20 protein-coding genes and 1 pseudogene are annotated in these 23,995 nt (G+C 61.6%); 14 read left to right on the forward strand and 7 right to left on the reverse strand.

All coding sequences use genetic code 11. From position 1 onward, the window contains the following. Positions 1-8: 8 nt before the first annotated feature. Entirely contained in the window at positions 9-461 is a 453-nt protein-coding gene (locus ABWV64_RS08630) for a (2Fe-2S)-binding protein (RefSeq protein ID WP_353344078.1), read from the reverse strand. A 325-nt stretch (positions 462-786) separates the two neighbouring features. Between ABWV64_RS08630 and hemP the strand changes: the two genes are divergently transcribed. The 4 genes from hemP (at position 787) to ABWV64_RS08650 (ending at position 3,795) form a co-directional block, all read left to right on the forward strand. Next, positions 787-984: a hemin uptake protein HemP gene (gene hemP, locus ABWV64_RS08635; protein WP_353344080.1), complete on the forward strand. Its 198-nt coding sequence runs from the start codon at positions 787-789 to the stop codon at positions 982-984. A 159-nt stretch (positions 985-1,143) separates the two neighbouring features. Beyond that, positions 1,144-2,028, forward strand: coding sequence for a hypothetical protein (locus ABWV64_RS08640; RefSeq protein WP_353344082.1), 885 nt, complete (start codon positions 1,144-1,146; stop codon positions 2,026-2,028). Positions 2,029-2,062: 34 nt separating this feature from the next. Then, positions 2,063-2,917 carry a hypothetical protein gene (locus tag ABWV64_RS08645; protein ID WP_353344084.1) on the forward strand — a complete coding sequence of 285 codons (855 nt, stop codon included), beginning with the start codon at positions 2,063-2,065 and terminating at the stop codon, positions 2,915-2,917. Continuing rightward, complete coding sequence (locus tag ABWV64_RS08650; RefSeq protein ID WP_353344086.1) at positions 2,914-3,795, forward strand: FkbM family methyltransferase; 882 nt, start codon at positions 2,914-2,916, stop codon at positions 3,793-3,795. Before ABWV64_RS08645 ends, ABWV64_RS08650 begins: the two co-directional genes overlap by 4 nt. A 67-nt stretch (positions 3,796-3,862) precedes the next feature. On the opposite strand, the gene ABWV64_RS08655 is transcribed toward ABWV64_RS08650, so the two are convergent. Further along, positions 3,863-4,735 (reverse strand): hypothetical protein, encoded by an 873-nt coding sequence (locus ABWV64_RS08655; RefSeq protein WP_353344088.1) that lies wholly within the window; start codon positions 4,733-4,735, stop codon positions 3,863-3,865. 288 nt (positions 4,736-5,023) lie between these two features. On the opposite strand from ABWV64_RS08655, the gene ABWV64_RS08660 reads away from it, so the two are divergent. The 4 genes from ABWV64_RS08660 (at position 5,024) to ABWV64_RS08675 (ending at position 11,092) form a co-directional block, all read left to right on the forward strand. Then, positions 5,024-6,067 carry a glycosyltransferase family 2 protein gene (locus ABWV64_RS08660; protein ID WP_353344090.1) on the forward strand — a complete coding sequence of 348 codons (1,044 nt, stop codon included), beginning with the start codon at positions 5,024-5,026 and terminating at the stop codon, positions 6,065-6,067. After that, complete coding sequence (locus ABWV64_RS08665; protein ID WP_353344091.1) at positions 6,064-8,361, forward strand: glycosyltransferase family 2 protein; 2,298 nt, start codon at positions 6,064-6,066, stop codon at positions 8,359-8,361. Before ABWV64_RS08660 ends, ABWV64_RS08665 begins: the two co-directional genes overlap by 4 nt. A gap of 109 nt (positions 8,362-8,470) precedes the next feature. Next, positions 8,471-9,616: a zinc-binding dehydrogenase gene (locus tag ABWV64_RS08670; RefSeq protein WP_353344093.1), complete on the forward strand. Its 1,146-nt coding sequence runs from the start codon at positions 8,471-8,473 to the stop codon at positions 9,614-9,616. A gap of 75 nt (positions 9,617-9,691) precedes the next feature. Next, positions 9,692-11,092, forward strand: coding sequence for a hypothetical protein (locus ABWV64_RS08675; RefSeq protein ID WP_353344095.1), 1,401 nt, complete (start codon positions 9,692-9,694; stop codon positions 11,090-11,092). Here the strand turns inward: ABWV64_RS08675 and ABWV64_RS08680 are convergent. The 5 genes from ABWV64_RS08680 to ABWV64_RS08700 form a co-directional block, all read right to left on the reverse strand. Then, entirely contained in the window at positions 11,068-12,237 is a 1,170-nt protein-coding gene (locus tag ABWV64_RS08680) for a CaiB/BaiF CoA transferase family protein (protein ID WP_353344097.1), read from the reverse strand. The genes ABWV64_RS08675 and ABWV64_RS08680 overlap by 25 nt on opposite strands. 138 nt (positions 12,238-12,375) lie before the next feature. Beyond that, positions 12,376-13,365, reverse strand: coding sequence for an NAD(P)H-dependent flavin oxidoreductase (locus ABWV64_RS08685; RefSeq protein WP_353344099.1), 990 nt, complete (start codon positions 13,363-13,365; stop codon positions 12,376-12,378). Between the two features lie 212 nt (positions 13,366-13,577). Then, complete coding sequence (locus ABWV64_RS08690) at positions 13,578-14,234, reverse strand: GntR family transcriptional regulator (RefSeq protein ID WP_353344101.1); 657 nt, start codon at positions 14,232-14,234, stop codon at positions 13,578-13,580. An 8-nt stretch (positions 14,235-14,242) separates the two neighbouring features. Further along, a complete protein-coding gene (gene argE / locus ABWV64_RS08695) occupies positions 14,243-15,409 on the reverse strand; it encodes an acetylornithine deacetylase (protein ID WP_353344103.1) in 1,167 nt (388 codons plus the stop codon). After that, positions 15,406-16,587, reverse strand: coding sequence for a M24 family metallopeptidase (locus ABWV64_RS08700; protein WP_353344105.1), 1,182 nt, complete (start codon positions 16,585-16,587; stop codon positions 15,406-15,408). The genes argE and ABWV64_RS08700 overlap by 4 nt, the downstream gene beginning before the upstream one ends. Before the next feature lie 261 nt (positions 16,588-16,848). On the opposite strand from ABWV64_RS08700, the gene ABWV64_RS08705 reads away from it, so the two are divergent. From ABWV64_RS08705 to ABWV64_RS08730, 6 genes and pseudogenes are all read left to right on the forward strand, one after another. Then, positions 16,849-18,225 carry an aspartate aminotransferase family protein gene (locus ABWV64_RS08705; RefSeq protein WP_353344107.1) on the forward strand — a complete coding sequence of 459 codons (1,377 nt, stop codon included), beginning with the start codon at positions 16,849-16,851 and terminating at the stop codon, positions 18,223-18,225. A gap of 207 nt (positions 18,226-18,432) precedes the next feature. Beyond that, positions 18,433-19,533: an ABC transporter ATP-binding protein gene (locus tag ABWV64_RS08710; RefSeq protein WP_353344109.1), complete on the forward strand. Its 1,101-nt coding sequence runs from the start codon at positions 18,433-18,435 to the stop codon at positions 19,531-19,533. 114 nt (positions 19,534-19,647) lie between these two features. After that, the gene (locus tag ABWV64_RS08715; protein ID WP_353344111.1) at positions 19,648-20,760 is read left to right on the forward strand and encodes an extracellular solute-binding protein; all 1,113 of its coding nucleotides are present in this window, start codon (positions 19,648-19,650) and stop codon (positions 20,758-20,760) included. Positions 20,761-20,886: 126 nt separating this feature from the next. After that, positions 20,887-22,167 carry an ABC transporter permease gene (locus tag ABWV64_RS08720; RefSeq protein ID WP_353344113.1) on the forward strand — a complete coding sequence of 427 codons (1,281 nt, stop codon included), beginning with the start codon at positions 20,887-20,889 and terminating at the stop codon, positions 22,165-22,167. A gap of 13 nt (positions 22,168-22,180) precedes the next feature. Beyond that, positions 22,181-23,059: pseudogene (locus tag ABWV64_RS08725) on the forward strand (ABC transporter permease); the annotation flags it as partial. A gap of 118 nt (positions 23,060-23,177) precedes the next feature. Next, positions 23,178-23,978, forward strand: a complete 801-nt coding sequence (locus ABWV64_RS08730; RefSeq protein WP_353344115.1) for an SDR family oxidoreductase — start codon at positions 23,178-23,180, stop codon at positions 23,976-23,978. The last annotated feature ends 17 nt before the right edge of the window (positions 23,979-23,995 follow it).

Genomic DNA, 23,995 nt, shown 5'->3' on the forward strand with positions numbered 1-23,995 from the left:
TCTGCTCCTCACGCTTTCGAGGCGCGCATGATGGCGCTTTCGATACGATCATAGGTCATGCAGCGGCACAGGTTGCCGGACATGGCGCTGCGGATCTCTTCGCTGCTGGGCGAGGGGTTGCTCGACAACAGATCGGCGGCCTGCATCAACTGGCCGGACTGGCAATAGCCGCATTGCGGCACCTGCTCTTCGATCCATGCTTTTTGCAACGGATGATCCCCGTCGGCGCTCAATCCTTCGATGGTTGTGACCTCATCGCCATCGGACAACGAGTCGATCTGGGTCTGGCACGAGCGCACGGCCGTGCCGTTCACATGCACGGTGCAAGCCCCGCAAAGCCCCGCGCCACAGCCGAATTTCGTGCCTGGAAGATCAAGAGAATCGCGGATCACCCACAAGAGGGGCGTCCCATCTGCGACATCGACCGCGCGGTCGGTGCCGTTCACCTTTAGGGTCTTCATATCGTTTCCTCCCTGAAAACGTTGAATTATTACTCGCAGCGCGTCCAATTCCGCGCGCCTATTGGCCGCGTCTTTCTCCTCCCAAACAAAGGCGCAGGCCCGCAAAGCTTAGTGCGGAAATGAATTTCGCATATCGGTAATGGGGGGTTTTACGACTATGGTCGTAATCCCTTAGTCTTATGCATCTGCAGCAATTTTATCCTGACTCTAATAGTCATGTTGACATACCTGATTAAATTGATCAGAATTAAAAACAGCCAAGCCCAGCGCAGCCAACCGCCCGACCTGAAAACCCCTCCCTTTCCTCCCAAAAAGGACATTTGCCATGCTGCATACGAACTGGACCGCTTCGCCCGATCACGACACGCCCCAATCCGCCCGCGCGGCGGCCTATCCGGACCACCATCCGGTCCATAGCGCCGAAGGCCTGACGGCGGGCGGCAACCTTGCCTATATCCAGCTGGGCGATCAAACCTACACCCTGCGCATCACCCGCGCGGGCAAGCTGATCTTGACCAAATAGCCGCGCGGCGCAGGCAGGGATTTTGCCGCGCCTGCCCCGCTTGCCACCCGTCTGGCCGTCGCTCTTGCCGCCCGCGTTGCGCGCCGCGCTTCAGGCGTGCTAGGCTTCCAACATGCGCAAACCAAAGTGTTTTTGCGCCTGTTGAGAGGGCTTTGGCCGATGACCAAAACGGTGCATGTGGCGCTGCAAATCGGGTCTGCGATGGATGGCAGCGACGGGCTGATCTGGTCCTTGCGCAAGAATGACGCGCTTTTGGCCGCGCAAAACTGCGCTGTGCCACGCCCTAAATACTACCGCCGCGCGCTGGGCCGTCTGGCCGAAGGGCTGCGCGGCAAACCCGCCCCCGCCGAGGCGCAAGACAACCTGCTCTTTTCGGGGCTGGCGGAGGGCGAGGGGCGCGTCTTTTTCGTCGACACCGAGCAGATCGGCAATGCCGATGCCGCCTTTGACGACGGGTTGTTTTTCGGCGCGGCGGGCGACATCCCCGCATGGACCCGCGCGCTTTTCCCCGATGCGCGCTTTAGCTTTCTTATGGGGCTGAGCAATCCGGCGATGCTGATCGCAGAACTGGTGCAAAGCGGCGCCTATGGCACCTATGCTGAGATCACCGGCGGCGCCGACATTATGGCGCTGCGCTGGTCCGATGTGATCGCGCGGGTGCAGGCGAAAAACCCTGATGTCCCGCTGATCCTGTGGACCAAGGAAGAGCTGCCCTTTGTCTGGCCGCAGATCATGCGCGCCGCTTTGGGGGTCGGGGAGGATGCGGCTTTGGGCGGCACGCTCGACCCGCTCGGCCCGATTCTGACGCCCGACGGCCACGCGCGACTTGTCTCCTACCTCGATGCGCGCAGCGAGTTGAGCGAGACGGCGCGGATGCGCGTGATCGAGATTTTCATGGAAAAATTCGCCCGCCCCGACCAGATTGCAATCGATATCGATCTGCCCGGATGGGCGGCGGACACCTTCGAGCGCATGACCCAAAACTATGAAACGGATTTGGAACGCATTGCCTCTATGGAGGGCGTCACGCTTATTTCGGCCTGACCCCCCGTTTTGATATTTGAAAGCCCTGACGATCATGCCCCGCACGCTTACCTTGATCCGCGCCCTTGCCTTCGACGACGTGGCGCAGGCGCTTGCCGCCAACCTTGCCAGCGCAGGGGCCGAGGTGGTGTTTGTCTGCGACGAGAGCCGCGGCGCCGTCGATACCGGCCCCTATGCCAAAATCGCCCTGACCGCCGAGGGGCTTGGCGCGCTGGGCCTTGCGCCTTTGCCCGACAACTGGGGGTGGCTGTGCGGCGATATGTGCTACTACGCCGCCGTCGAGGCCTATCCGGATCGGGATCATTACTTGTTGATCGAATCGGATGTGTTCTTTGGCCCGCAGGCCGCCCGCGCGCTGATGACGGCGCTTGCCGCCTGCCCCTACGACATCCTCGCCGCGCAGCTTGCCCGCCATGACGCGCCCAAACGCTATTCGCGCGGTTTGGCGCAACTGGGCTATGAGCCGCGCGACGGGTGCATTTTTCCGGTCAGCCGCGCCTCGGCCCGCGCGGTGCGGTTGATGAAGGCGCTGCGCATCCGCGCCCTCACCGAATGCCCCCGCGAAAAGATCAACGACGAGGCAATCCTCGCCAGCGTCGCCTTGGCCGACGGCCTGCCCCACCGCGCCCTCGAGAGCCTCTTGCCGCAGATGTTCGACCGCGCAAATTTCGACACTAATCCACCGCATTTGTTCGAAACCCAGCGCGATGCCCCCGATCCCGCGCGGGCCTTTCATCCTGCGGTGAGCTATGCCAATGTTCTGGCGCGGGTGCAGTCGGGCGAAAAAAATTACCACAAACACCGCCTGCGCCGCGTGCTGGCCGAAGCGAGCCGCGACCAAAGGGTCGCGATCAAGGCCGCGCTACAGGAGAGAGAGGGCAAATCATGACCATCACCGCCAACCGTGCCCGCCTTGATCTGCTGGTTCAAACCGTCTCGCTGGATGGCAAGATCGAGGTGCTCGACATCGGCGCCAATCCGATCGAGGGCGAGGTGTCTTATCAGGCGCTTTTGGACAGCGGCTATGCCAATGTTACCGGATTCGAGCCGCAAGAAGAGGCGCTCGCCGCGCTGGAGGCGCGCAAATCCGATGCCGAAACCTATCTGCCGCACGCTTTGGGCGACGGTAAGAAAAAGACCCTGCATCTTTATCAATCCACGGGGTTCACCTCGATTTTCCCCGCCGATCCGGCCAGCGCCGCCTATCTGCATTTTGAAAAAGGCATGACCGAAAAGGCAGCTATCGACATGCCGACGCGGCGGCTCGATAGTCTCAAACCCGTGGGAAAAGTCGATTTTCTCAAGATCGACGTGCAGGGCAGCGAGACGGCGATCATCTCGAACGGGGTCAAGAAGCTGTCGGGTGCGATTGCCGTGCAAACCGAAGTGCGCATGTTCCCGCTCTACCTCGGCGAGCCGCGCTATGGCGAGCTTGAGGCCGAATTGGTCGCGCAGGGGTTCGAATTTCTGCGCTTTGCCACGCTCAAACATGCCAGCCTCGCCAAAGGCTTCAAACGCCGCCTCAAACGCGCGCAATTTGCCCAAGCGGTGGATGGCGATGCGTTCTTCTTGCGCAATATGCGCCTCGTGAACAGCTATTCGGACGACCAGATGCGCAAGCTGGCCGTGATCGCCGACAGCATCATGGGCAATTATGACCTCACGCTTTATGCGCTAGAGCAGCTGCAATCGCGCGGCCTGATCGATGGGGCAGAGATCGAGCGCTATTTCGCCATGGTGCCCGCAGACGCGCGGCGCGATCTATAGAAAACGGGGCCGAAAAGCCCCGCTTTGCGCTTAAATAGTCTCTATATCGCCTCTGCTCGGCGGGCGCTCAGGCCTTGCCTTCCGCTTCGGCCTTGGCGGCCTCGACCTGCGCTTTTGACGGCGGCAGGGGCGCATCGGCGGGGTTGATCCCGTGTTTGATCAACAATTGCCCGAGCAATGATTTGCGATGCGGCGCGCCGCCTTCCTTTTCGACCAGACGCGCGCGCATCCGGCGCCCGTAAAGATGGATCGAATAGGTGTTTTCGGTGACATAGGGCGAGGCGTCGAAGTTGCGTTTGAGCATCTTGCGCCGGTCGCGGAAGGTGAAGGGATAAAGCCCCTCTTGCGGCAGGGCATATTTCGCCTCGCCGGTCTTATGCAAGAAATGCGTGACCGCATGCGGCCCCCAAACGCCCCAAGGCTGCTCGGAGGCATGGACCGGATTGCCCGCCTCGCGCGCCTCTTCGAGCTCCTTGACGTAATCCTCGCCGTAATATTCGGGTATGGCATATTCGTCAGAGGTAAATTCCAACAGCTCGCGCAAAGTGTCGCTGTCTTGCGGCAGGCCCAAAACCCCGCCGTTGATATGTTTGTCCGACTCCCAGCCGTAAAAATGCCCGTTCGGCGTCTCGAAGCGTTTGACGCAATAGGCGTCCGTATCGGCCCAGATCGTATCGGTATTTTTTTCCAGCATCTTGTAGCGGAAAATATCCGAATGCAGCGCGGGGCTGCCGGTGCGCGCATGGGTGAGCACGTTGTAATCGGGCAAAATATCGTCGGCATCGGCCAATTCGATCCCCTCGGGGACATTTTGCAATTCGCCGTAATGGTAAAGCTTCACATGATGGCCCGCATCGACGAAGGATTTGAGGCACAGTTGCTCTAAAAAGCTCAGAGATCCCTGCATCCACAGGGCTGCGATTTGATAGTCTTTACTCATGATCTCTCCTCGGGCGGCGGTCGGCGCGCCCTTTGCCTCAATGTGATACCGGCCCGTTTCTTGCAGGTCTTGGCCCGAAATTAATGCTGTTTTGATCCTAGCGCCATAAATATTGCCAAAGCCTTGGGCTTGGCGGGCATTGCGGGCGGCGGCGTTGCATGGCTGCACCATCGGCTTTGCCTTGCCTGATGGCGGCGGGTGCGGCTCTATATATGCGCCGCGCGCTGGGTTAGGGTGGCGAAAACGCGTCCAAAGGGCGCAAACGAGCAGGAAAGAGTAGGCAGGCGGTTGAAGATTCTCGGCCTCACCACAATGCGCAACGAAGGGCCTTATGTGCTCGAATGGATTGCCCACCATCTGGCGGCGGGCTTTGACCATATGCTTGTGGCCTCTCATGATTGCGATGACGGCACGGATGCGTTGCTTGAGGCTTTGGCAAAGACGGGCAGCGTCACCCATTTGCCCTTTGCCCCCAAGGGGCGCAAATCGGTGCAATGGCAGGCGCTCAAATTGCTGGGCGATCATGCGCTGACCCGATCCGCCGATTGGGCGATGTTCTTTGATTGCGATGAATTTCTGTGCTTTTCGGGCGAAATAGAGACGGTATCGGACCTTATCCAAGCCTGCGGCGCGCCCGATGCGATTGCCTTGCCGTGGTGGCTTTTCGGCTCCGGCGGGCAGGTGGCGATGGGCGAGGGGCTGACCCCCGAGCGGTTCTTGCGCGCCGCGCCCGAGGATTTGCATTACCCGATGGGTCATTTGTTCAAATCCCTGATCCGGCCCGCGGCTTTTCAAAAACTCGGCGTGCACCGCCCGCGCAACAAAAAAAACGCAGCGCCGCGTTGGGCCGCCCCCTCGGGCCAAGCCATGGCGCCGGAGTTTGCGCAAAACGAGGCGTTGATCTCGCTATACGGGCGGCACAAAAGCGCCGCGCGCTTCCCCGATCTGGCGCGGCTCAACCATTATTCCTTGCGCTCGGCCGAGGAGTTTATCCTCAAATCCCTGCGCGGATTGCCCAACCATATGGACCGCAAAATCGACCTCGACTATTGGGCGGAACGCAATTTCAATACCATCGAGGACCGCGCGATTTTGCCGATGATGACGGCAACTCGGGCCAAGTTAGAGACGCTTTTGGCCGATCCCGAGGTGGCGCGCGCCCATGCGCAGGCCTGCGCCGAACATGGCGCGCGCCGCGCCGCGTTGCGCGACGATATCGCCCATGTCAAAACCCTGTGGCGGCTGGGCCTGTTGACCGGATCGACCCCGCCCGAAGAGGCCGCAATGCGCGCCTTCATCGCGCAGCAGATGCAAGCAAAGAGCACGTCATGAGCAAGGACACATCGCCCCGATCCCCCCGCAATAGTGGCGCGGGCAAACCCACGATCCTGACCCGCCGGATGCAGACCGTCAGCCACGGCGGCGTGACGCTTTTGAACGCGGTCGAGCGTTTCGAAGACGGCAAGCGCAAGGTTGATCTCTACTTTCGCCAAGGCGCCGATGCGGCCTTGATCGAGGGCGGGGCAGGGACGACCGTGACCGAGGTGCGCTCGGTCGGCGGCGCGCCTTGGTTCTTATGCGACGTCGATACGGCGGTCGGCCCGATCCGGTTCAAGATCGCGGGGCAGGAGCTTGAGGTCATCCCCGTCGCCGCCGAGCAAAAGCTGTTCGAGGGGCGCAATGCCGCCTTGGCCACGCGCAATGGCGAGCGCCCCGAGATCGTGCGCGACTGGCTCGAGTATCACGCGCGCGAACATGCGATGGATGGCGCGGTGATCCTCAACCGCGCCGATCCGGCAGCGCGCGACGGATTTGCCAAAAAGCTGGCCCGAATGGTGGCGAAGCTAGACCATGACATCATGATTGTGGTGATTGACGCCGATGCGCCGCTTGGCGCCGATGATGCCCCCCCCGAGGCCCACCCGATTTGCGTCCCCGAAGCCCCCGGCAAGGACCGGATGGAGATCCCCGAGGCCGAACCGTGGTCCGCCCCTTTGGCGGCGGTTCTAAGCTACGAGATTTGCCGCGCGCGCTTCTTGGGCACGGCGCGGGCCGTGGCCAATATCGACGTGTACGACCTGCTCTTTCCCGGTCCGCAAGGCAGCGTGTTCGACGGCGCGGTGGATGCGCCGACGGGGGTGATCCCCGTTTTGGGGCAACATTGCTATCCGTGGCGGGTGCGCAAGGATGACAAGGCGCATTTTGCCGATCATATCTGTGTGCAATTCGACGCGCAGGGGCTCAAACAACGTTGGTGCATCGCCCCTGCTATAGCCCCGAGCGAGGCGGTCTGGCGTTTGGTGCGCATTGGCCGCGTGCCCACGGCGACGGATCGTGCGGGGCTGTTCTACCGGCATATGGCGCTGCGCCATCCGACGGATTCGGTGTCCAAAATTGTCCCGAAAACCAGCCTGATCGAACATCCGCCCTTGCTGGAGATGAGCACGCAGCGTTTTGGCCATAACCCCGTGCGCATGCCGGAACTGTCGACCGATGATCCGAGCAAAGGCCGCGGCCGCGCCGCCATCGTCACCACGATGAAAAACGAAGGGCCGTTTATCCTTGAATGGCTCGCCTATCACCGCGCCATCGGCTTTGACGATTTCCTCGTCTATACCAATGATTGCACCGACGGCACCGATACGTTGCTCGAACTGCTGCAAACCAAAGGCTACGTGCAGCACAAGGACAACCCGTTCAAAAAATCCGGCCTCAAGCCGCAGCACGCCGCCTTGCAGGACGCCGACAACGAGGATGTGATCAAAAACGCCCGTTGGGTGACCTGTATCGATGTCGATGAATATGTGAACATCAAAACCGGTGATGGCACATTGGACGCGCTGTTTGCCGCCGTGCCCGATGCCAATATGATCGCCATGACGTGGCGGCTTTTCGGCAATGGCGATGTGCATGAATTCCATGACCGCCCGATCACCGAGCAATTCACCCGCTGCGCCCCCGAACTGGCCCGCAAACCGCATCAGGCATGGGGTTTCAAGACCCTGTTCAAAACCATCGGCCTGTTCAAAAAGCTTGGCGTGCACCGGCCCAAGGGGCTGAACCCGCAGCTTTGGGAAGACATCAATTGGGTCAACGGGTCGGGCGCGCCCCTGCCCAAAGAGATGTTTCGCAACGGCTGGCGCTCGACGGTGGATACCTACGGTTATGATCTGGTGCAGCTGAACCACTACGCCGTGCGCAGCGCCGAAAGCTTTTTGGTCAAACGCGACCGCGGGCGGGTGAACCACGTGGACCGCGACCAAGGGCTGGCCTATTGGTTCCGCATGAACAACAACTTCGAGGAAGAGACCTCGATCCAGTCGCGCCTGCCGATGATGCGGGCCGAGATGGACAAGATGCTCGCCGATCCGCAAATCCGCGCCGCCCATGAGCATGCGGTCGAAATGCACCGTGCCAAGATCGACGCGCTGAAGGCGACCGAGAAATATTCGGCCTTTTACACCGAACTCACCGGCCCGCGCCTCGAAAAGCTCAGCCGCATGCATTTGCATTTCGGCTCTGCGGTCTTTCTCACCGGTCCCGATTGCGTCCCCGCCGAGGTGATCGCCCGCGATCCGGAGGAGGAGTTTTTCTTTACCGTCGAGGCGGGCGAGACAAACCATTAGGCGCGCGCGCGTCGCACCCGCGCTTTCCCTAAGGTGACTTTGGCATTTATCGCGGCGCATAAACCCGCCATAGTCACGCCAAGAACACTCAGGGAGAGAGACAAATCACATGACACTCAAGAGCAAAGCCGCCGTTTTGCGCGCCACCGGATTGCCGGCGCCCTATGCCAAAAGCCAACCCTTGCAGATCGAGGATGTGTTCCTCGATCCGCCCAAACCGACCGATGTGGTGGTCAAGGTCACCGGCGCGGGCCTGTGCCATTCGGACCTGTCGGTGATCAATGCCGACCGCGCCGCCCCCGTGCCGATGGTCATGGGCCATGAGGGCGCGGGCGAAGTGGTCGAGGTCGGCAGCGCCGTCACCGACGTCAAGGTCGGCGATCCGGTGGTCTTCCAGTTCTCGGTCTCCTGCGGGCGCTGCCGCACCTGTCTTGGCGGACGTCCGCAGATTTGCGAAGCCGCCCCTGCGGCGCGCGCGGCGGGCGAATTGATCTCGGGCGGCAGCCGGATCAAGGACGCCGACGGCAACACCATCCGCCATATGGTCGGCGTGTCCTGCTTTGCCGAATATGCCGTGGTCAATCGCGGCAGCGTCGTGGTGATCGACAAGAGCATCGCCCTGACCGATGCGGCGCTCTTTGGCTGCGCGGTGATGACCGGCGTGGGCGCGGTGGTCAATGCGGCCCATGCCGCCGTGGGTGACCGGATGGCGGTCTTTGGTCTTGGCGGCGTTGGCCTGTGCGGGGTCATGGGCGCCAAAGCCGCAGGCGCCGATACGATCATTGCCATCGATCTCGAACAGGCCAAGCTCGACAAGGCGCTGGCGCTGGGCGCGACCCATGCGATCAATGCGCGCGATCCCGATCTGGTCGAAAAGGTCAAAGACCTGACCCATGGCGGGGTGGATTATTCGGTCGAACTGGCGGGCGCCATTCCGGCGATGGAGGCGGCCTATGCGATCACCGCGCGCGGCGGGCGGATCGTCACCGCGGGCCTGTCGCCGATCGGGGCGAAATTCGCCTTTGAACATGGTGATCTGGTCACCAACGAGAAATCCATTTGCGGCTGCTATATGGGCGGATGCGTGCCGGTGCGCGACATCCCGCGCTTCCTCAAAATGTATCAAAGCGGCCAGCTTCCGGTGGATCAACTGATCGACGGCTATATCGGTCTGGACGAGATCAACGAAGGCTTTGACAAACTTGCCACGGGCGGCGCGCTGCGGCAAATCCTTGCGCCTCACGGGATTGGCTAATACCAATGCGGGGCGGCGCGGGGTCTCGCGCCGCCTTTTGTCGCCCCTCCCCTGATCCCTTCGAAAGGCAGCGTCATGTCGCAGCCGCCCCGTCCCGAGCCTTCTGCCTTTTTGCTGGTGCTGGTCTGCCTGAGCTCCGCCGCCGCGCAACTCGGTGTGCCGAGCGCCCTGACCGCCGCCATCGCGGGGCCGGCGCTTTTGCTGTTTTTCTTGCGCGAATGGCGCCATCTGGCACAGGTCGCGCGGATTTTGGTGATGATCTCGCTGCTCGGTGCGGGCCTCATGCTCATGAGCGGCAAAATCGGGCTGGACACTTTGGCACGGGCCACGGATCGCGCCGCGTTTTTGGCGTTTTTCGTCACCGCGCTGAGCCTGTTGCAGGGCGCGGCGGCGCGCTCGCCGATGATCCGCAAATGCGGCGTGGCTTTGGTCGAACAACCGCCCGGACGGCGCTATACGGTGCTGACCGTGGGCGGGGCGCTTTTCGGGGTGCTGCTCAATCTGGGCACGCTGTCGCTTTTGGGGTCGATCATCAAAGGCGGCGTCGATGCGCGCAGCGGCGCGACCGAGCCGCGCGTCTCCGAAATCCGGCTGCAGCGCATGACATTGGCGATGTTGCGCGGCTTTTGCTCGATCCCGATGTGGTCGCCGACGACCATGACATTGGCCATCGTTTTGTCGGGCCTGCCTTCGGTGCGCTGGATCGACATCCTGCCCGTGGGCCTTGCCGCAACGGTGGTCTATCTGGGGCTGGGGTGGGTCACGGACCGCTTCACCTATCCCAAACCGACCCCTGCCAATCGCACCGAAGGCGCGCCCTTGACGGCGCTTGTGCCCTTGGTGGGATTGGTGGTTTTGATCCCCGCGCTGGCCTATTCGCTCGCCGCGGTGCTGGATCTGTCGATGATCGCGGCGCTGCTCATCGCGGTGCCCTTTATCGCGCTGGGCTGGATCTATATCCAGATGCGCGGCGCGGGCGATCCGCATCCTTTGCGCGCCTCGGGCGGCTGGCTCTTGCGCGACGTGATCCCCGGCCTGCCGCAGATGCGCTCCGAAGTGGGCATATTCGCAGGCTCCGCCTTTATCGGCGTTCTGGTGCCGCCGCTGATCGATTTGCCCGCCGTCGGCGCGGCGGTGACGCAGATGGGCCTGTCCGAAGGCGCGGTTCTGGTCTTGTCGTTCTGGGCGATTGCTATCGGGTCGGTCATCGGCATCAACCCGATCATCACCGTCACCATCGCGGTCGAAACCCTGCCCAGCCTGCCTGGATTGGCGCTTTCGGACCTGTCGATTGCACATATGGTGACGATGTCATGGGCGATCATCGTCGGATTGTCGGCCTTTTCGGCCTCGGTGCGCATCGCCGCACGGGTGATCGAGCGCGACGCGGCGGCCATCGGGTTGCGATGGAACATGCGCTTCTCGGCGCTGATGACCGTGGTGCTGACGCTCTATTTGTTCTTTATCGGCGCTTGATCCGCGCGCAAAACCCCCGCACCGATCAAGGCCTCGACCTCCTCTTGGCCAAAGCCCCAGCCTTGCAACGCCGTGGCATTATCGGCCCCCGCGCGGGGCGCGGGCGGCGGCATTTGCGCGGGCGCATTGGCAAAACGCGGCGCGGGGGCGGGCTGTGCATATCCGGCGGAGGTGTCAAACACCCCGCGCGCCACGTTATGGGGGTGCTGCGGCGCCTCCTCCAGATCAAGCACAGGCGCAAAACACACATCCGTCCCCTCGAAAACCGCGCACCATTCGTCGCGGCTTTTTTGGCGAAAAACAGTCTCTAACTCGGCCCGAAGCGCGGGCCAATGAGCCGGATCATCGCGCCCCTCGACCGCCGCACCGCTCAGCCCGAGCCGTTCGACCAGCAGGGCAAAAAACTGCGGCTCCAAGGGCGCGAGCGATATCCATTTGCCATCGGCGCAGGCATAGGTGCCGTAAAACGGCGCAGCCCCGTCGAGCCGGTTCGAGGCGCGCGCGTTTTGCCATCCGCCATTGGCCAAAAACCCGTAGATAAAGCCCATCAACGTGGCGGTCCCATCGACAATCGCCGCATCCACCACATCGCCTTCGCCGGTCTTGGCCGCGCGCAAAAGCGCCGCCACCATGCCAAAGGCCAAAAGCATCCCGCCCGCGCCAAAATCGCCGAGCAAATTCAAAGGCGGCACCGGCGCGCCCTCTTTGTCGCCCGTCGCCCAAAGCGCCCCCGACAGGGCGATATAATTGATGTCATGCCCCGCCGCATGGGCCAAAGGGCCGTCTTGCCCCCATCCGGTCATTCGCCCGTAAACCAGCGCCCGATTGCGCGCGGCGCAGACCTCGGGGCCGAGGCCCAAACGCTCCATCACACCGGGGCGAAAGCCTTCGATCAACCCGTCGGCCTGCGCCACCAGCCGCAAGGCGACCTCAACCGACGCAGGGTCCTTGAGGTCAAGCGTCACGGATTTGCGCCCGCGTCCCAAGACATCGCCATAGGCCTGATCGGGCATCGCCTTGCCGCCCGATGCGGCGCGGTCGATGCGGAGCACCTCGGCCCCCATATCGGCCAACATCATGCCCGCAAAAGGCCCCGGCCCGATGCCGGCAAATTCGACGATCCGTATTCCTGTCAACGGTCCCATGATCTGCCTCCCGCTTGGATCATCGCATCACGTTAATGCGCCCCCCGCAGCGGCGCAACAATCGCGGCAGGCGGCGGGCAAAACAAAGGGCGCCGTGCATGTCGCGCGGCGCCCTCAAACTCACAAAACAGTCTCTGATCAGGCCCGTTTCCACCCGAGCTGCGCCGCCAGCCGCTCCTGCGCGGCGATATATTCGGATTGAAAACGCGCGACGAGTTCGGCCGCAGGCACCACCTCTTTGACCGCGCCGATGCCTTGGCCAGAGCCCCAGATTTCTTTCCAGCTTTTCGGCTTGGCCCGACCCGACCCGAAATCCATTTTCGACGGATCGGAGATTTCCAGATGGTCGGGGTCCAATCCGGTTTTGGCGATCGACGGCTTGAGGTAGTTGCCCCAAACGCCGGTGAAGAGGTTCGAATAAACGATGTCCTCGGCGGTGCATTCGGCGACCATTTTCTTATAGGCCGCATCGGCATTCGCCTCGGTCGTGGCGATAAAGGCCGAGCCCGCATAGCCGCCATCCGCGCCCATGGCTTGCGCCGCCAGAATGCTGTCGCCGCGGCCAATGGCACCGGACAAGAACACCGGCCCGTCAAACCATTCGCGGATTTCCTGCATCAGGGCGAGCGGCGATTGCGCCCCCGCATGACCGCCCGCACCGGCAGCCACGGCGATCAAACCGTCGGCGCCTTTTTCAATCGCCTTATGGGCAAATTTGTTGTTGATCACATCGTGCAAGGCGATGCCGCCGCAATCATGCGCCGCTTGGTTCACCTCTTCGCGCGCGCCCAGCGATGTGATCCAGATCGGCACCTTATGACGGTGGCAAATTTCCAGATCCCGCTCCAGCCGCGCGTTCGAGCGGTGCACAATCTGGTTCACCGCATAGGGGGCGGCGGGGGTGTCGGGGTTGGCTTGGTTGTGGCGGTCAAGCTCCTCGGTGATCTTGGTCAGCCACAGGTCAAGCTGCACCTCCTCGCCCGCCGCCTCGCGCGCATTGAGCGCCGGAAACGAGCCGACGATGCCCGCCTTACATTGGGCGATCACCAGATCGGGGCCGGAAATGATAAAGAGCGGCGAGCCGATCAGCGGCAGGCGCAGAGTGTCGAAAATTGCGGGCAGGGCCATTGTGGTATCTCCTCAGATGCTATGCCGTCCGGCGCGCTCTCCTCGCGCGCGCAAACCGGTGCCCGTCAATTATCGGGGCGCTGGGGCAGAGGTTAGGGGAGCGCGCAGAGCTTAGAAACAGCAAAATGCACAAAGCGCCGTAAGGTTCTTTTGCGCGGATTTTGGCGGTGTTTGCGCCGCACGGCCCCTCGGCGGGGTGCGAAAAACAGTCTCTATTCTTGCGAAAACTGACGCAACCGCGTCACGCAAAGCGAGATATGCGCCTGCCGGATCGTCGCCGCCGCCTGCGTATCGCCCAGACGGATCGCCTCGCCGATCTGGGCGATCTCGCGGGCGAAAATCTCGGATTCTGCCGCCAGATCGAGCCGTGTGATCGAGGTCAGCCAGATCCGCGCGGTTTGGTAATAGAGCCGCAAAGACATCTCGCGCAGGGCCTCATTGCCCGTCAGGCTGACGCCAAAGCGAAAGAAATCCATGTTGAGTTCTGCAAAACGGCGCGCATCGGGCGTGGCCAGCAGCGCGGCGGCGCGATCCTCAAAGCCTTGCATCTCGCGCCGGTGCGCGGCGGTGATCGCCACGGGCGAGAGCCGCCCCACCAGCCCCGCCAATTCGCAGCGCAATGCATAGGTGCGCGCCATCTCGCCCAGCGGCACATCGGTCACAAAAGTGCCCGCGCCATGTTGGCTGTCGAGCAATCCGGCATCTTCGAGCCGCGCCAGAACCCGCCGGATCGGCGTGCGCGACAGGTCGAATTCGGCAGCGATTTGCGCCTCCGACAGCCGCGTGCGCGGGGCATATTCGAGCAAGCAGATGCGCCGCAACAGCGTCTCGTAAATCTGCTCCAATCGATCCTTGGCCTCGGCGGACATGGCGGCTCCTATGCGGGTTCGCACATCTTGTCGCCGATCCCGCCAAGCAGCGCAAGGCAGGTTTCCAGCTGTGTTAGAGACACATATTCGTCGGCCTTATGGGCCTGATCGATGCTCCCCGGTCCGCATACGACCACGTCGCAACCCAAGGTTTGGAACAATCCGGCCTCGGTGCCGAAAGGCACCAGATCGGCGCCATTCTCGCCGGTCAGCGCCGCAATCAAATCGCGCGCGGCGTTATGCTCCATCGGCTCCAATCCGCAGACCTCGCCGATCACCTGCGTGGTGATACCGGCGCGCGGATCGCGCCCGCGCATCTGCGCATCCAGCGCCGCTTCATGGGCCGTGATCGCATCTTTGACGAAATCCTGATCGGCCTGCACCACGGGGCGCATTTCCCATTCCACCTCGGCGCGCGGGGCGATGACATTGGTCGCAACGCCCCCCGCGATCCGCCCGATGTTGATCGTGCTCCACGGCGGGTCAAAGCGTGATCCGGCGGGCACCCGCGCCTTGAGCGCCTCATTCAGTTCCAGCAGGCGGCTGACATAGCGCACCGCATATTCGGCGGCATTCACCCCCAGATCGGGCGCCGATCCATGCCCCTCAACCCCTTGAAAAACCGCACGATATTCGCAACATCCCTTATGGCCTTCGATGATTCGCATCATCGTCGGCTCGCCGATCAGGGCCATCGCGGGGCGGATGCCGCGCGCGGCCAGTTGCGGCACCAAGTCCCGCGCGCCGAGGCATCCGACCTCTTCGTCATGGGTAAAGGCGAAATGGATCGGGCGGCGCAAATCGCGGGCGGCAAATTCGGGCGCCATGGCGAGGCAGGCGGCGATAAACCCCTTCATATCGCAGGCCCCGCGCCCGTAAAGCCGCCCCGCCTCGCGGTGCATCACAAAGGGATCGCGGCTCCAGTTCTGGTCGGTGACGGGCACCACGTCGCTATGGCCCGACAGGACGATGCCGCCATCCCGATCCGGCCCGAGCGTGGCGAAAAGATTGGCCTTGGCCCCGCAAGCAGAGGCCAGAACCTCGACCCGCGCGCCCGCATCCTCAAGCCGCTCGGCCAGCGCCGCGATCATCGCCAGATTGCTGTCCGAAGAGACGGTGGGATAGCCGATGAGTTCGGCCAAAACAGTCTCTGTTCTTGCCAAAAGCGGGGTCATTTGACGAAGAGCTTGCGCGGCACGTTGCAAAAGGTTTCCGCCGCGCCCTCTTCGGTGATCAGGATGCTTTCGGTGATCTCCAGCCCCCAATCATCGGTCCACAGGCCGGGCATGAAATGAAAGGTCATGCCAGGCTCCAATATGGTGTGATCGCTGCCGCGCAAGGAGATCGTGCGCTCGCCCCAATCGGGCGGATAGCTCAGCCCGATGGGATAGCCGCAGCGCGCGCTGCGGCTGATACCGGCAGCTTCGAGGGGCACGGCCAGCGCATTGAAAATATCGCAGGCGCGATTGCCCGCCCGCGCCGCCTCTAATCCCGCTTCGAGCCCCGCGACCAACGCCCCCTCGGCGCGCCGCAAATCATCGGGCGGCGTGCCAAGATAGACCGACCGGCACAGCGGCGTGTGATAGCGCCGGTAAACGCCGGACAATTCGAAAAACGTGCATTGCTCGGGGATCAGCGGCGATCCGTCCCACGTCAGATGCGGCGCCGACGAATCGGCCCCCGAGGGCACCATCGGCACCAAGGCGGGGTAATCGCCCCAATCCTCTTCGACCCCCAAAATCGCATCGCGGTAGATTTCGGCGACCATCTCGTTCTTGCGCAATCCGACCTCGGCCCGTTCAATCGCGCCGGTGACCATTTTCTCGGAAATCCGCGCGGCGCGGCGCATAAAGGCGATCTCTTCGGCGGATTTCACCGCGCGCTGCCAATTGACCAAAGCGGTGGCATCGACGATCTCGGCTTTGGGCAATTCGGCGCAAAGCGTGGTATAGGCCTTGGCCGAGAAATAGTAATTCTCCATCTCGACCCCGAGGCGCGCGCCCTCGAATCCCATGTCTTTGATCACCTCGGCGAGATGTTGCATCGGGTGGAATTCGGTCGATTGCACATAATGGTCGGAATAGGGGCGCAGGTTGTCCTCGGCCAGCCACGACGTGCGCCGCGCGCCATTGGCATCAATCCCGCGGCCCCACCAGACCGGCTCTGCCTCCAGCGTCAAGATCACCCCTTGGTGCACGTAAAACGACCAACCGTCATACCCCGTCAGCCACGCCATATTCGACGGATCCTCGACAAAGAGAATATCAATGCCGCGCGCCGCCATCGCGGCGCGGGTCAAGGCAAGGCGGCGGTCGTATTCGGAGGCGGTGAAGGCGAGAGAGATGGGGGGCATGGCGACCTCTTGATATGGCGTCACTCGATCAACCCAATTTGTGCACAACTCGTCCGCTTCGAAAACGACACAGGGATGTCGTTTTTGGAAAATCAGTTAAATTTTGGGCAATCCATCATGGGTGGGATTGCTCGTGCTGCAAAGTTGTGCACAACTGAGGCCGCGCGGGCACCGACGCTATACCGACGTTTTACCGACGTGATACAGATCGCCAAAATTGCCCCTGTGCCACCACTCACTGCCTAACCCGAGGATGCCCGAATGCTGACCAATGACCAACTCGCCCAATGGGACCGCGAGAGCTTTTTCCACCCCTCGACCCATCTGGCGCAGCACGCGCGCGGCGAGACCGCGACCCGCGTCATCCGCACCGCCAAGGGCTGTCATATCGAGGACCGCGACGGCAAAAAGATGCTCGACGCCTTTGCGGGTCTTTATTGCGTCAACGTCGGTTATGGCCGTCAGGAGATTGCCGAGGCCATCGCCGATCAGGCGCGCGAACTGGCCTATTATCACGCCTATGTCGGCCATGGGACCGAGGCCTCGATCACCCTGTCCAAGATGATTCTGGACCGCGCTCCTGCGGGCATGTCTAAAGTGTATTTCGGCCAGTCGGGCAGCGACGCGAATGAAACCAACGTGAAATTAGTGTGGTATTACAACAATATACTGGGTCGCCCCGAGAAGAAAAAGATCATCTCGCGCTGGCGCGGCTATCACGGGTCGGGGCTGGTGACTGGCTCTCTCACGGGGCTGGAATTGTTCCACAAGAAGTTCGATTTGCCGCTGTCGCAGGTGATCCACACCGAGGCGCCCTATTATCATCGCCGCCCCGAGACCGAGATGAGCGAGGCGCAATTTACCGCCCATCTGGTGGCGCAGCTGGAGGCGCTGATTGCGCGCGAAGGGGCCGATACGATTGCCGCCTTTATCGGCGAGCCGGTGCTGGGCACGGGCGGCATTGTGCCCCCGCCCGAGGGCTATTGGGCCGCGGTGCAGCAGGTTCTGGCCAAACATGATATCTTGCTGATCGCCGATGAGGTGGTCACCGGATTTGGCCGTCTGGGCACGATGTTCGGATCGGACCACTATGGAATGAAGCCCGATTTAATCACTATTGCCAAGGGCTTAACCTCTGCCTACGCGCCTTTGTCCGGCTCGATTGTCGGGGATAAAATCTGGAAGGTGCTGGAGCAGGGGACTGACGAGAACGGCCCCATCGGCCATGGTTGGACCTATTCGGCCCATCCCATCGGCGCGGCGGCGGGGGTGGCGAACCTGAGGCTTTTGGACGATCTGAACCTCATCGCGAACGCCGGCGAGGTCGGAGCCTATTTGAACGCGGGGCTGCGCGAGGCCTTGGGCGGGCATCGCCATGTCGGAGAGATTCGCGGCGAAGGCATGTTGGCGGCCATCGAGTTCGACGCCGACCCCGCCACCCGCACGCCCTTTGATCCGGCGCTCAAAACCGGCCCGCAAATCGCCGCGGCCTTGGCCGAAGAGGGGGTCATCGCGCGCGCCATGCCGCAAGGCGATATCCTCGGATTCGCCCCGCCCTTTTGCCTGAGTCGCGCCGAGGCAGACGAGGTGGTGGAGAAGACAAAGCGCGCCGTCACCCGCGTGCTTGGCGTGGCGTAAAGCGTGGTTTTGAGCAGAAAACCGAACCAGATGATGCGAATAAGGCAGGCAGATCGACTTTTTTTGGCCAATCCACTGCCCATTATTCCTGTTGGTGTCGGTTTTCGCCCAAAAAGGCCGCGATCAGGTTGCAACCGCGTCCCTGAGGCGCTTTAGTTTAGCGATAACGAGCGGGAAAATCCGCTGAACGAAAACGGGGAGCCTCTTTTGGCCGATACTGCGAACAACGACGCCTTTGTCGAATTTGAACGCGTTCAAAAAAGCTATGACGGCGAAACGCTCGTCGTCAAAGATCTCAACCTCTCGATGCCCAAGGGCGAGTTTCTCACGATGCTCGGCCCCTCGGGGTCAGGCAAAACCACCTGCCTGATGATGCTGGCAGGGTTCGAGACCGCCACCCATGGCGACATTCGCCTTGGCGGCATCTCGATCAACAACATCCCGCCGCACAAACGCGGCATCGGGATGGTGTTCCAGAATTACGCGCTCTTTCCACATATGACGATTGCCGAGAACCTGTCCTTCCCCTTGGAAGTGCGCAAAATGGGCAAATCGGAACGCGAAGCCAAGGTCAAACGCGCCCTCGACATGGTCGAAATGGGCACATTCGGCGGGCGCCGCCCTGCACAGCTTTCGGGCGGACAACAGCAACGTGTCGCCTTGGCGCGCGCCTTGGTCTTTGAACCCGAACTGGTGTTGATGGACGAGCCACTCGGCGCGCTGGACAAACAGCTGCGCGAGAAAATGCAGTTTGAAATCAAGGCGATCTCCGACAATCTCGGGATTACCGTGGTCTATGTGACCCACGACCAGACCGAAGCTTTGACCATGTCGGACCGTGTTGCCGTGTTCCAAGACGGGCGCATCCAGCAGCTTGCCCCGCCAGACCAGCTTTATGAATCGCCCGAGAACAGCTTCGTCGCGCAGTTCATCGGCGAGAACAACACCATGGAAGGCGTGGTCAAACAGATCAGCGGCTCGAAGGCATTGGTCGAACTGGACGGCGGCGAAGTGATCGATTGCAAACCGGTCAACGTCAGCAAGGTCGGCGAGCGCACCCGCGTATCGATCCGCCCCGAGCGCGTCGAATATAACAAAGAACGCCTGCATGCCGATGCGCATACCCTCAAGGCAGAGGTGCTCGAATTCATCTATATGGGCGATATTTTCCGCACCCGTTTGCGCGTTGCCGGCAATGACGAATTTGTCATCAAAACCCGCAACGCCCCCGATCAGGTGCGCCTCAAGCCGGGACAGCAGATCGAAATCGGCTGGATGCCCGAGGATTGCCACGCGCTTGACGCGTGAGACGGAATTCGTGCGCGCTGCCCTTTCGTGCGCACGATATACCCCGCGGCCATAGCGGTTCTGCCCGTTGCCAATGGCCTGCACATAAAAACGGGAACTAACTGGGAGAAAGTTATGAAACTTACAAAAACTCTTCTGGCCACCACAGCACTTGCGATGACCGCAGGCACGGCTGGCGCAGACGGCCACATGGCTGGCGAAATGACCATCGTATCGTGGGGCGGCGCCTATTCGGCCTCGCAGCTCAAAGCCTACCACGAGCCCTATATGGAAAAGACCGGCATCAAGATCATCAACGATGAAAGCTCCTCCGAAGCCGTGGCCAAGCTGCGCGCGATGAGCGAAGCGGGCAACGTGACGTGGGATCTGGTCGACGTCGAAGCCGCGGATGCGATCCGCCTGTGCGACGAGGGCCTTGCGCTGGAAATCGATCCGGCGACCGATCTGGCCGCTGCGCCCGATGGCACCTCGGCGGCGGATGATTTCGGCGACATGCTGGTCTCCGAATGCTTCATCCCGCAGATCGTCTTCTCGACGACCTTCGGCTATCGCACCGACCAAGTGCCCGCAGGCGTCGAAGCGCCCACCGGCGCATGTGACGTGTTTGATCTGGAGAAATATCCGGGCAAGCGCGCGCTCAACAAAAACCCCATCGCCAACATGGAATGGGCTTTGCTTTGTGACGGCGTCGCCTATGAGGACGTCTACGACACATTGGAAACCGACGAAGGCCAAGCGCGCGCCTTTGCCAAGCTCGACACCATCAAAGCCGACACCCTGTGGTGGTCCGCCTCCGCCGAGCCGATCCAATGGCTGGCTGACGGCGAAGTCTTCATGGCATCGGCCTACAACGGCCGCCTCTTCTCGGCCATCGTCGAAAAAGAGCAGCCCATCGGCATGGCATGGAACTGGCAGATGTTCGACCTTGACGGTTGGGTGATCCCCGCCGGTCTGGCCGATGATCGTCTGGCGCGCGTCAAGGACTACGTGATGTTCGCAACCGACACCCAGCGTTTGGCCGATCAGGCGAAATACATCTCCTACGGCCCCGCACGCGCCTCCTCCGCGCCGCTGGTTTCGACCCATGCCGAATTGGGTATCGAAATGGCACCGCATATGCCGACCGAGCCGTCCAACGCCGAAAACACCTTTGTGAACAACTACATGTGGTGGGCGGATTACCGCGACGATCTGGATGCGAAATTCCAGGCGTGGCTCGCCAACTAAGTCTTCGGACGCATGATAGCGGCGGGCCGGATCACCGGCCCGCTCGCAGCTTGTCCGCCCTCGCGCTTCGCGCCGCGGACCTCAAGACGAGACGCGGCAAACGCGCGATGAACGGGGATATGATCCATGAGTGATACCACAGCCCAAGAGACATCCGGTCCGGTGATGGCCGCCGATGGCAAACCTCTCAAGGCCAGCCTCGCCCGCGCCTTGCGCCGCCAGAAAATTCGCGCGCTCTTGTTGGTCGCGCCCTTGCTGCTCTTCGTTCTGGTCACCTTCATCGTGCCGATTGGCGATATGTTGTTCCGCTCGGTCGAGAACCAGATCGTCCAGCAGACCCTGCCAAAAACCGTCGCGGCCTTGCAAACTTGGGATAGCACCTCTGGCCAATCCCCCGATGAAGAGGTCTTTGCGGCGCTGGCTGCCGATATGAAAGTCGCCGTCGCCGAGAAGACGCATACGCGCCTTGGCACGCGGTTGAACTATGAAATGAACGGGATTTCCTCGCTGTTCCGCAAATCGGGGCGCGGGGTCAAAAAATGGGATCTCGCCGCTGACGCGCCCTTCAAGGATAAATTCATCGCCCTCGACAAGGATTGGGATGATCCCGAGGTCTGGATTACGATCAAAGCCAATTCGCCCAAATACACACCAGGATATTTTTTGAACGCGGCGGATTTGCAGGTCGGGCCGGAGGGTGTCGAGATGCGCCCCGAGAACCAGCAAATCTATATCACCTTGTTCAAACGCACGCTGATCATGAGCTTGATGATCACCGGTTCGTGCATTTTGCTCGGCTATCCGGTGGCGTGGATTTTGGCGAACCTGCCGATGCGGCAGGCGAACCTGTTGATGATCCTCGTGCTCTTGCCGTTCTGGACCTCGCTTCTGGTGCGCACCTCGGCGTGGAAGGTTTTGCTTCAACAACAAGGTGTGATCAATGATCTGCTCGTCTGGATCGGGTTGGTCGATGATGCGAACCGTTTGGTGATGATCAACAACGCCACCGGCACGATCATCGCCATGACGCATATCTTGTTGCCCTTCATGATCTTGCCGCTCTATTCGGTGATGCAGACCATCCCGCCCAGCTATCTGCGCGCGGCGAAATCGCTTGGCGCGACCAATTGGACCGCCTTCTGGCGCGTCTATTTCCCGCAAAGCATTCCGGGCATTGGCGCGGGGTCTATCCTCGTGTTCATCCTCGCTATCGGCTATTACATCACCCCCGAACTCGTCGGCGGCACCAAGGGCGTGTTTATCTCGAACCGTATCGCCTATCACATCTCCTCGTCGTTGAACTGGGGTCTGGCGGCGGCGCTTGGCGCGATCCTCTTGGCGGCGGTTTTGATCCTCTATTACGCCTACGACAAAATCGTCGGCATCGATAACGTGAAGTTGGGATAAGACCATGAGCAGCCTTCCCCCCTATGCCACCACCGGACAGCGCATCTGGTTCTACGCCTTCCGCGTGATCTGTGGATGTATCTTCTTCTTTTTGATCGCGCCGATCATCACGATCATCCCGCTGTCCTTTAACGCACAGGATTTCTTTACCTTCACGCCGGAGATGCTCACGCTCGACCCCGACGGCTACAGCCTCAAACATTACCGCGATTTCTTCTCCAGCTCCGATTGGCAGCACAGCTTCAGAAACTCGCTGATCATCGCGCCGATTGCGACGATCATCTCGGTGTCCTTGGGCACATTGGCCGCCATCGGGCTAAGCCAGAGCCACGTGCCGTTCCGCCGCGCGATCATGGCGATCCTGATCTCGCCAATGATCGTGCCGCTGATCATTTCGGCGACCGGAATGTTCTTTTTCTACTCCACGCTGGGCAACTGGATGGAAAACAGCCTCGGCATGAACAAGAATTTCGTCGGCTACGTCAAAGTCGTCTTGGCCCACTCGGTGCTTGGCATTCCGTTTGTCATCATCACCGTCACCGCAACGCTCGTCGGGTTTGACCGCTCGCTGACCCGCGCGGCGGCAAATATGGGCGCGGGGCCTGTGACCACGTTTTTCCGCGTGCAAATGCCTTTGATTTTGCCCGGAGTGATTTCCGGCGGGCTCTTTGCCTTTATCACCTCCTTTGACGAGGTGGTCGTGGTGCTCTTTGTCGGCTCTGCCGCGCAAAAGACCCTGCCTTGGCAGATGTTTACCGGCCTGCGCGAGCAGATCTCGCCGACCATCCTTGCCGTGGCGACGATCCTTGTGGTGATCTCGGTTTTGCTTCTCACCACGCTTGAGCTTTTGCGCCGCCGCTCCGAACGGTTGCGCGGGATGAGCCCGGGTTAACGCCCCTGTGCGCAGGGCCAAAGGCCCGCCGCGCCGCTGCGTCATGCGCGGCGGTGCTTGCCACGGCAAGCGCCCCTGCCTAGCCTCGCCCTGACACCGAGCAGGGAGAGGCATCATCATGGATATCAATGGTAAAATTGCGGTCGTAACCGGCGCCGCGCATGGGATCGGCCGCGCGCTGGCGCTGGCACTTCATGAGGCGGGCGCGGCCAAGGTGATCTGCGTTGATATCGACGAGGCAGGCGCGACCGAGACCGCCGCATGGATCGGCGGCGAAGGCCGTGCCTGTGATGTCTCCTCGCAAGAGCAAATCGAAGCTTTGATCACCCGTGTCGAAGAGGTCCACGGGCCGATTGACCTGTTTTGCTCCAACGCCGGCATTGCCACGGGGTTTGATCCTAAGGGCGAGAATGCCGCTTTTGCCGATGCCGATGTCTGGCAAAAAGCGTGGGAGGTCAACGTCATGGCCCATATCCACGCGGCGCGTATTCTGGTGCCGCGGATGCGGGCGCGCGGCGGCGGGGCCTTTCTCAATACGATCTCTGCGGCGGGGCTGTTGAGCCAAGTTGGCAGCGCCGTCTATTCGACCACCAAACACGCCGCCGTTGGCTTTGCCGAAAGCCTCGCCCTGACCCATAAGGACCACGGGATTCAGGTGACGATCCTGTGCCCGCAAGGCGTCGCAACGCCGATGTTGGATCGGCTGATCGCCGATGACGACAGCGCGCGCAATGCCGGTGCGCTGGGCGATGGGGTGCTGAGCGCCGAGGAGGTGGCCAGTGCCGCGCTCGAGGGGGTAAAGCAGGGCCGGTTCCTTGTCCTGCCGCATCCCGAGGTGCTCAAATACATGCAGCACAAAACCGCGGATTATGATCGCTGGATCGCGGGCATGGCCAAGTTGCAGCGCACCCTGCGCTAAACGCAAAACGCCGCGCG

This window comes from Litorivita sp. NS0012-18, assembly GCF_040371945.1.
Lineage (GTDB): Bacteria > Pseudomonadota > Alphaproteobacteria > Rhodobacterales > Rhodobacteraceae > Litorivita.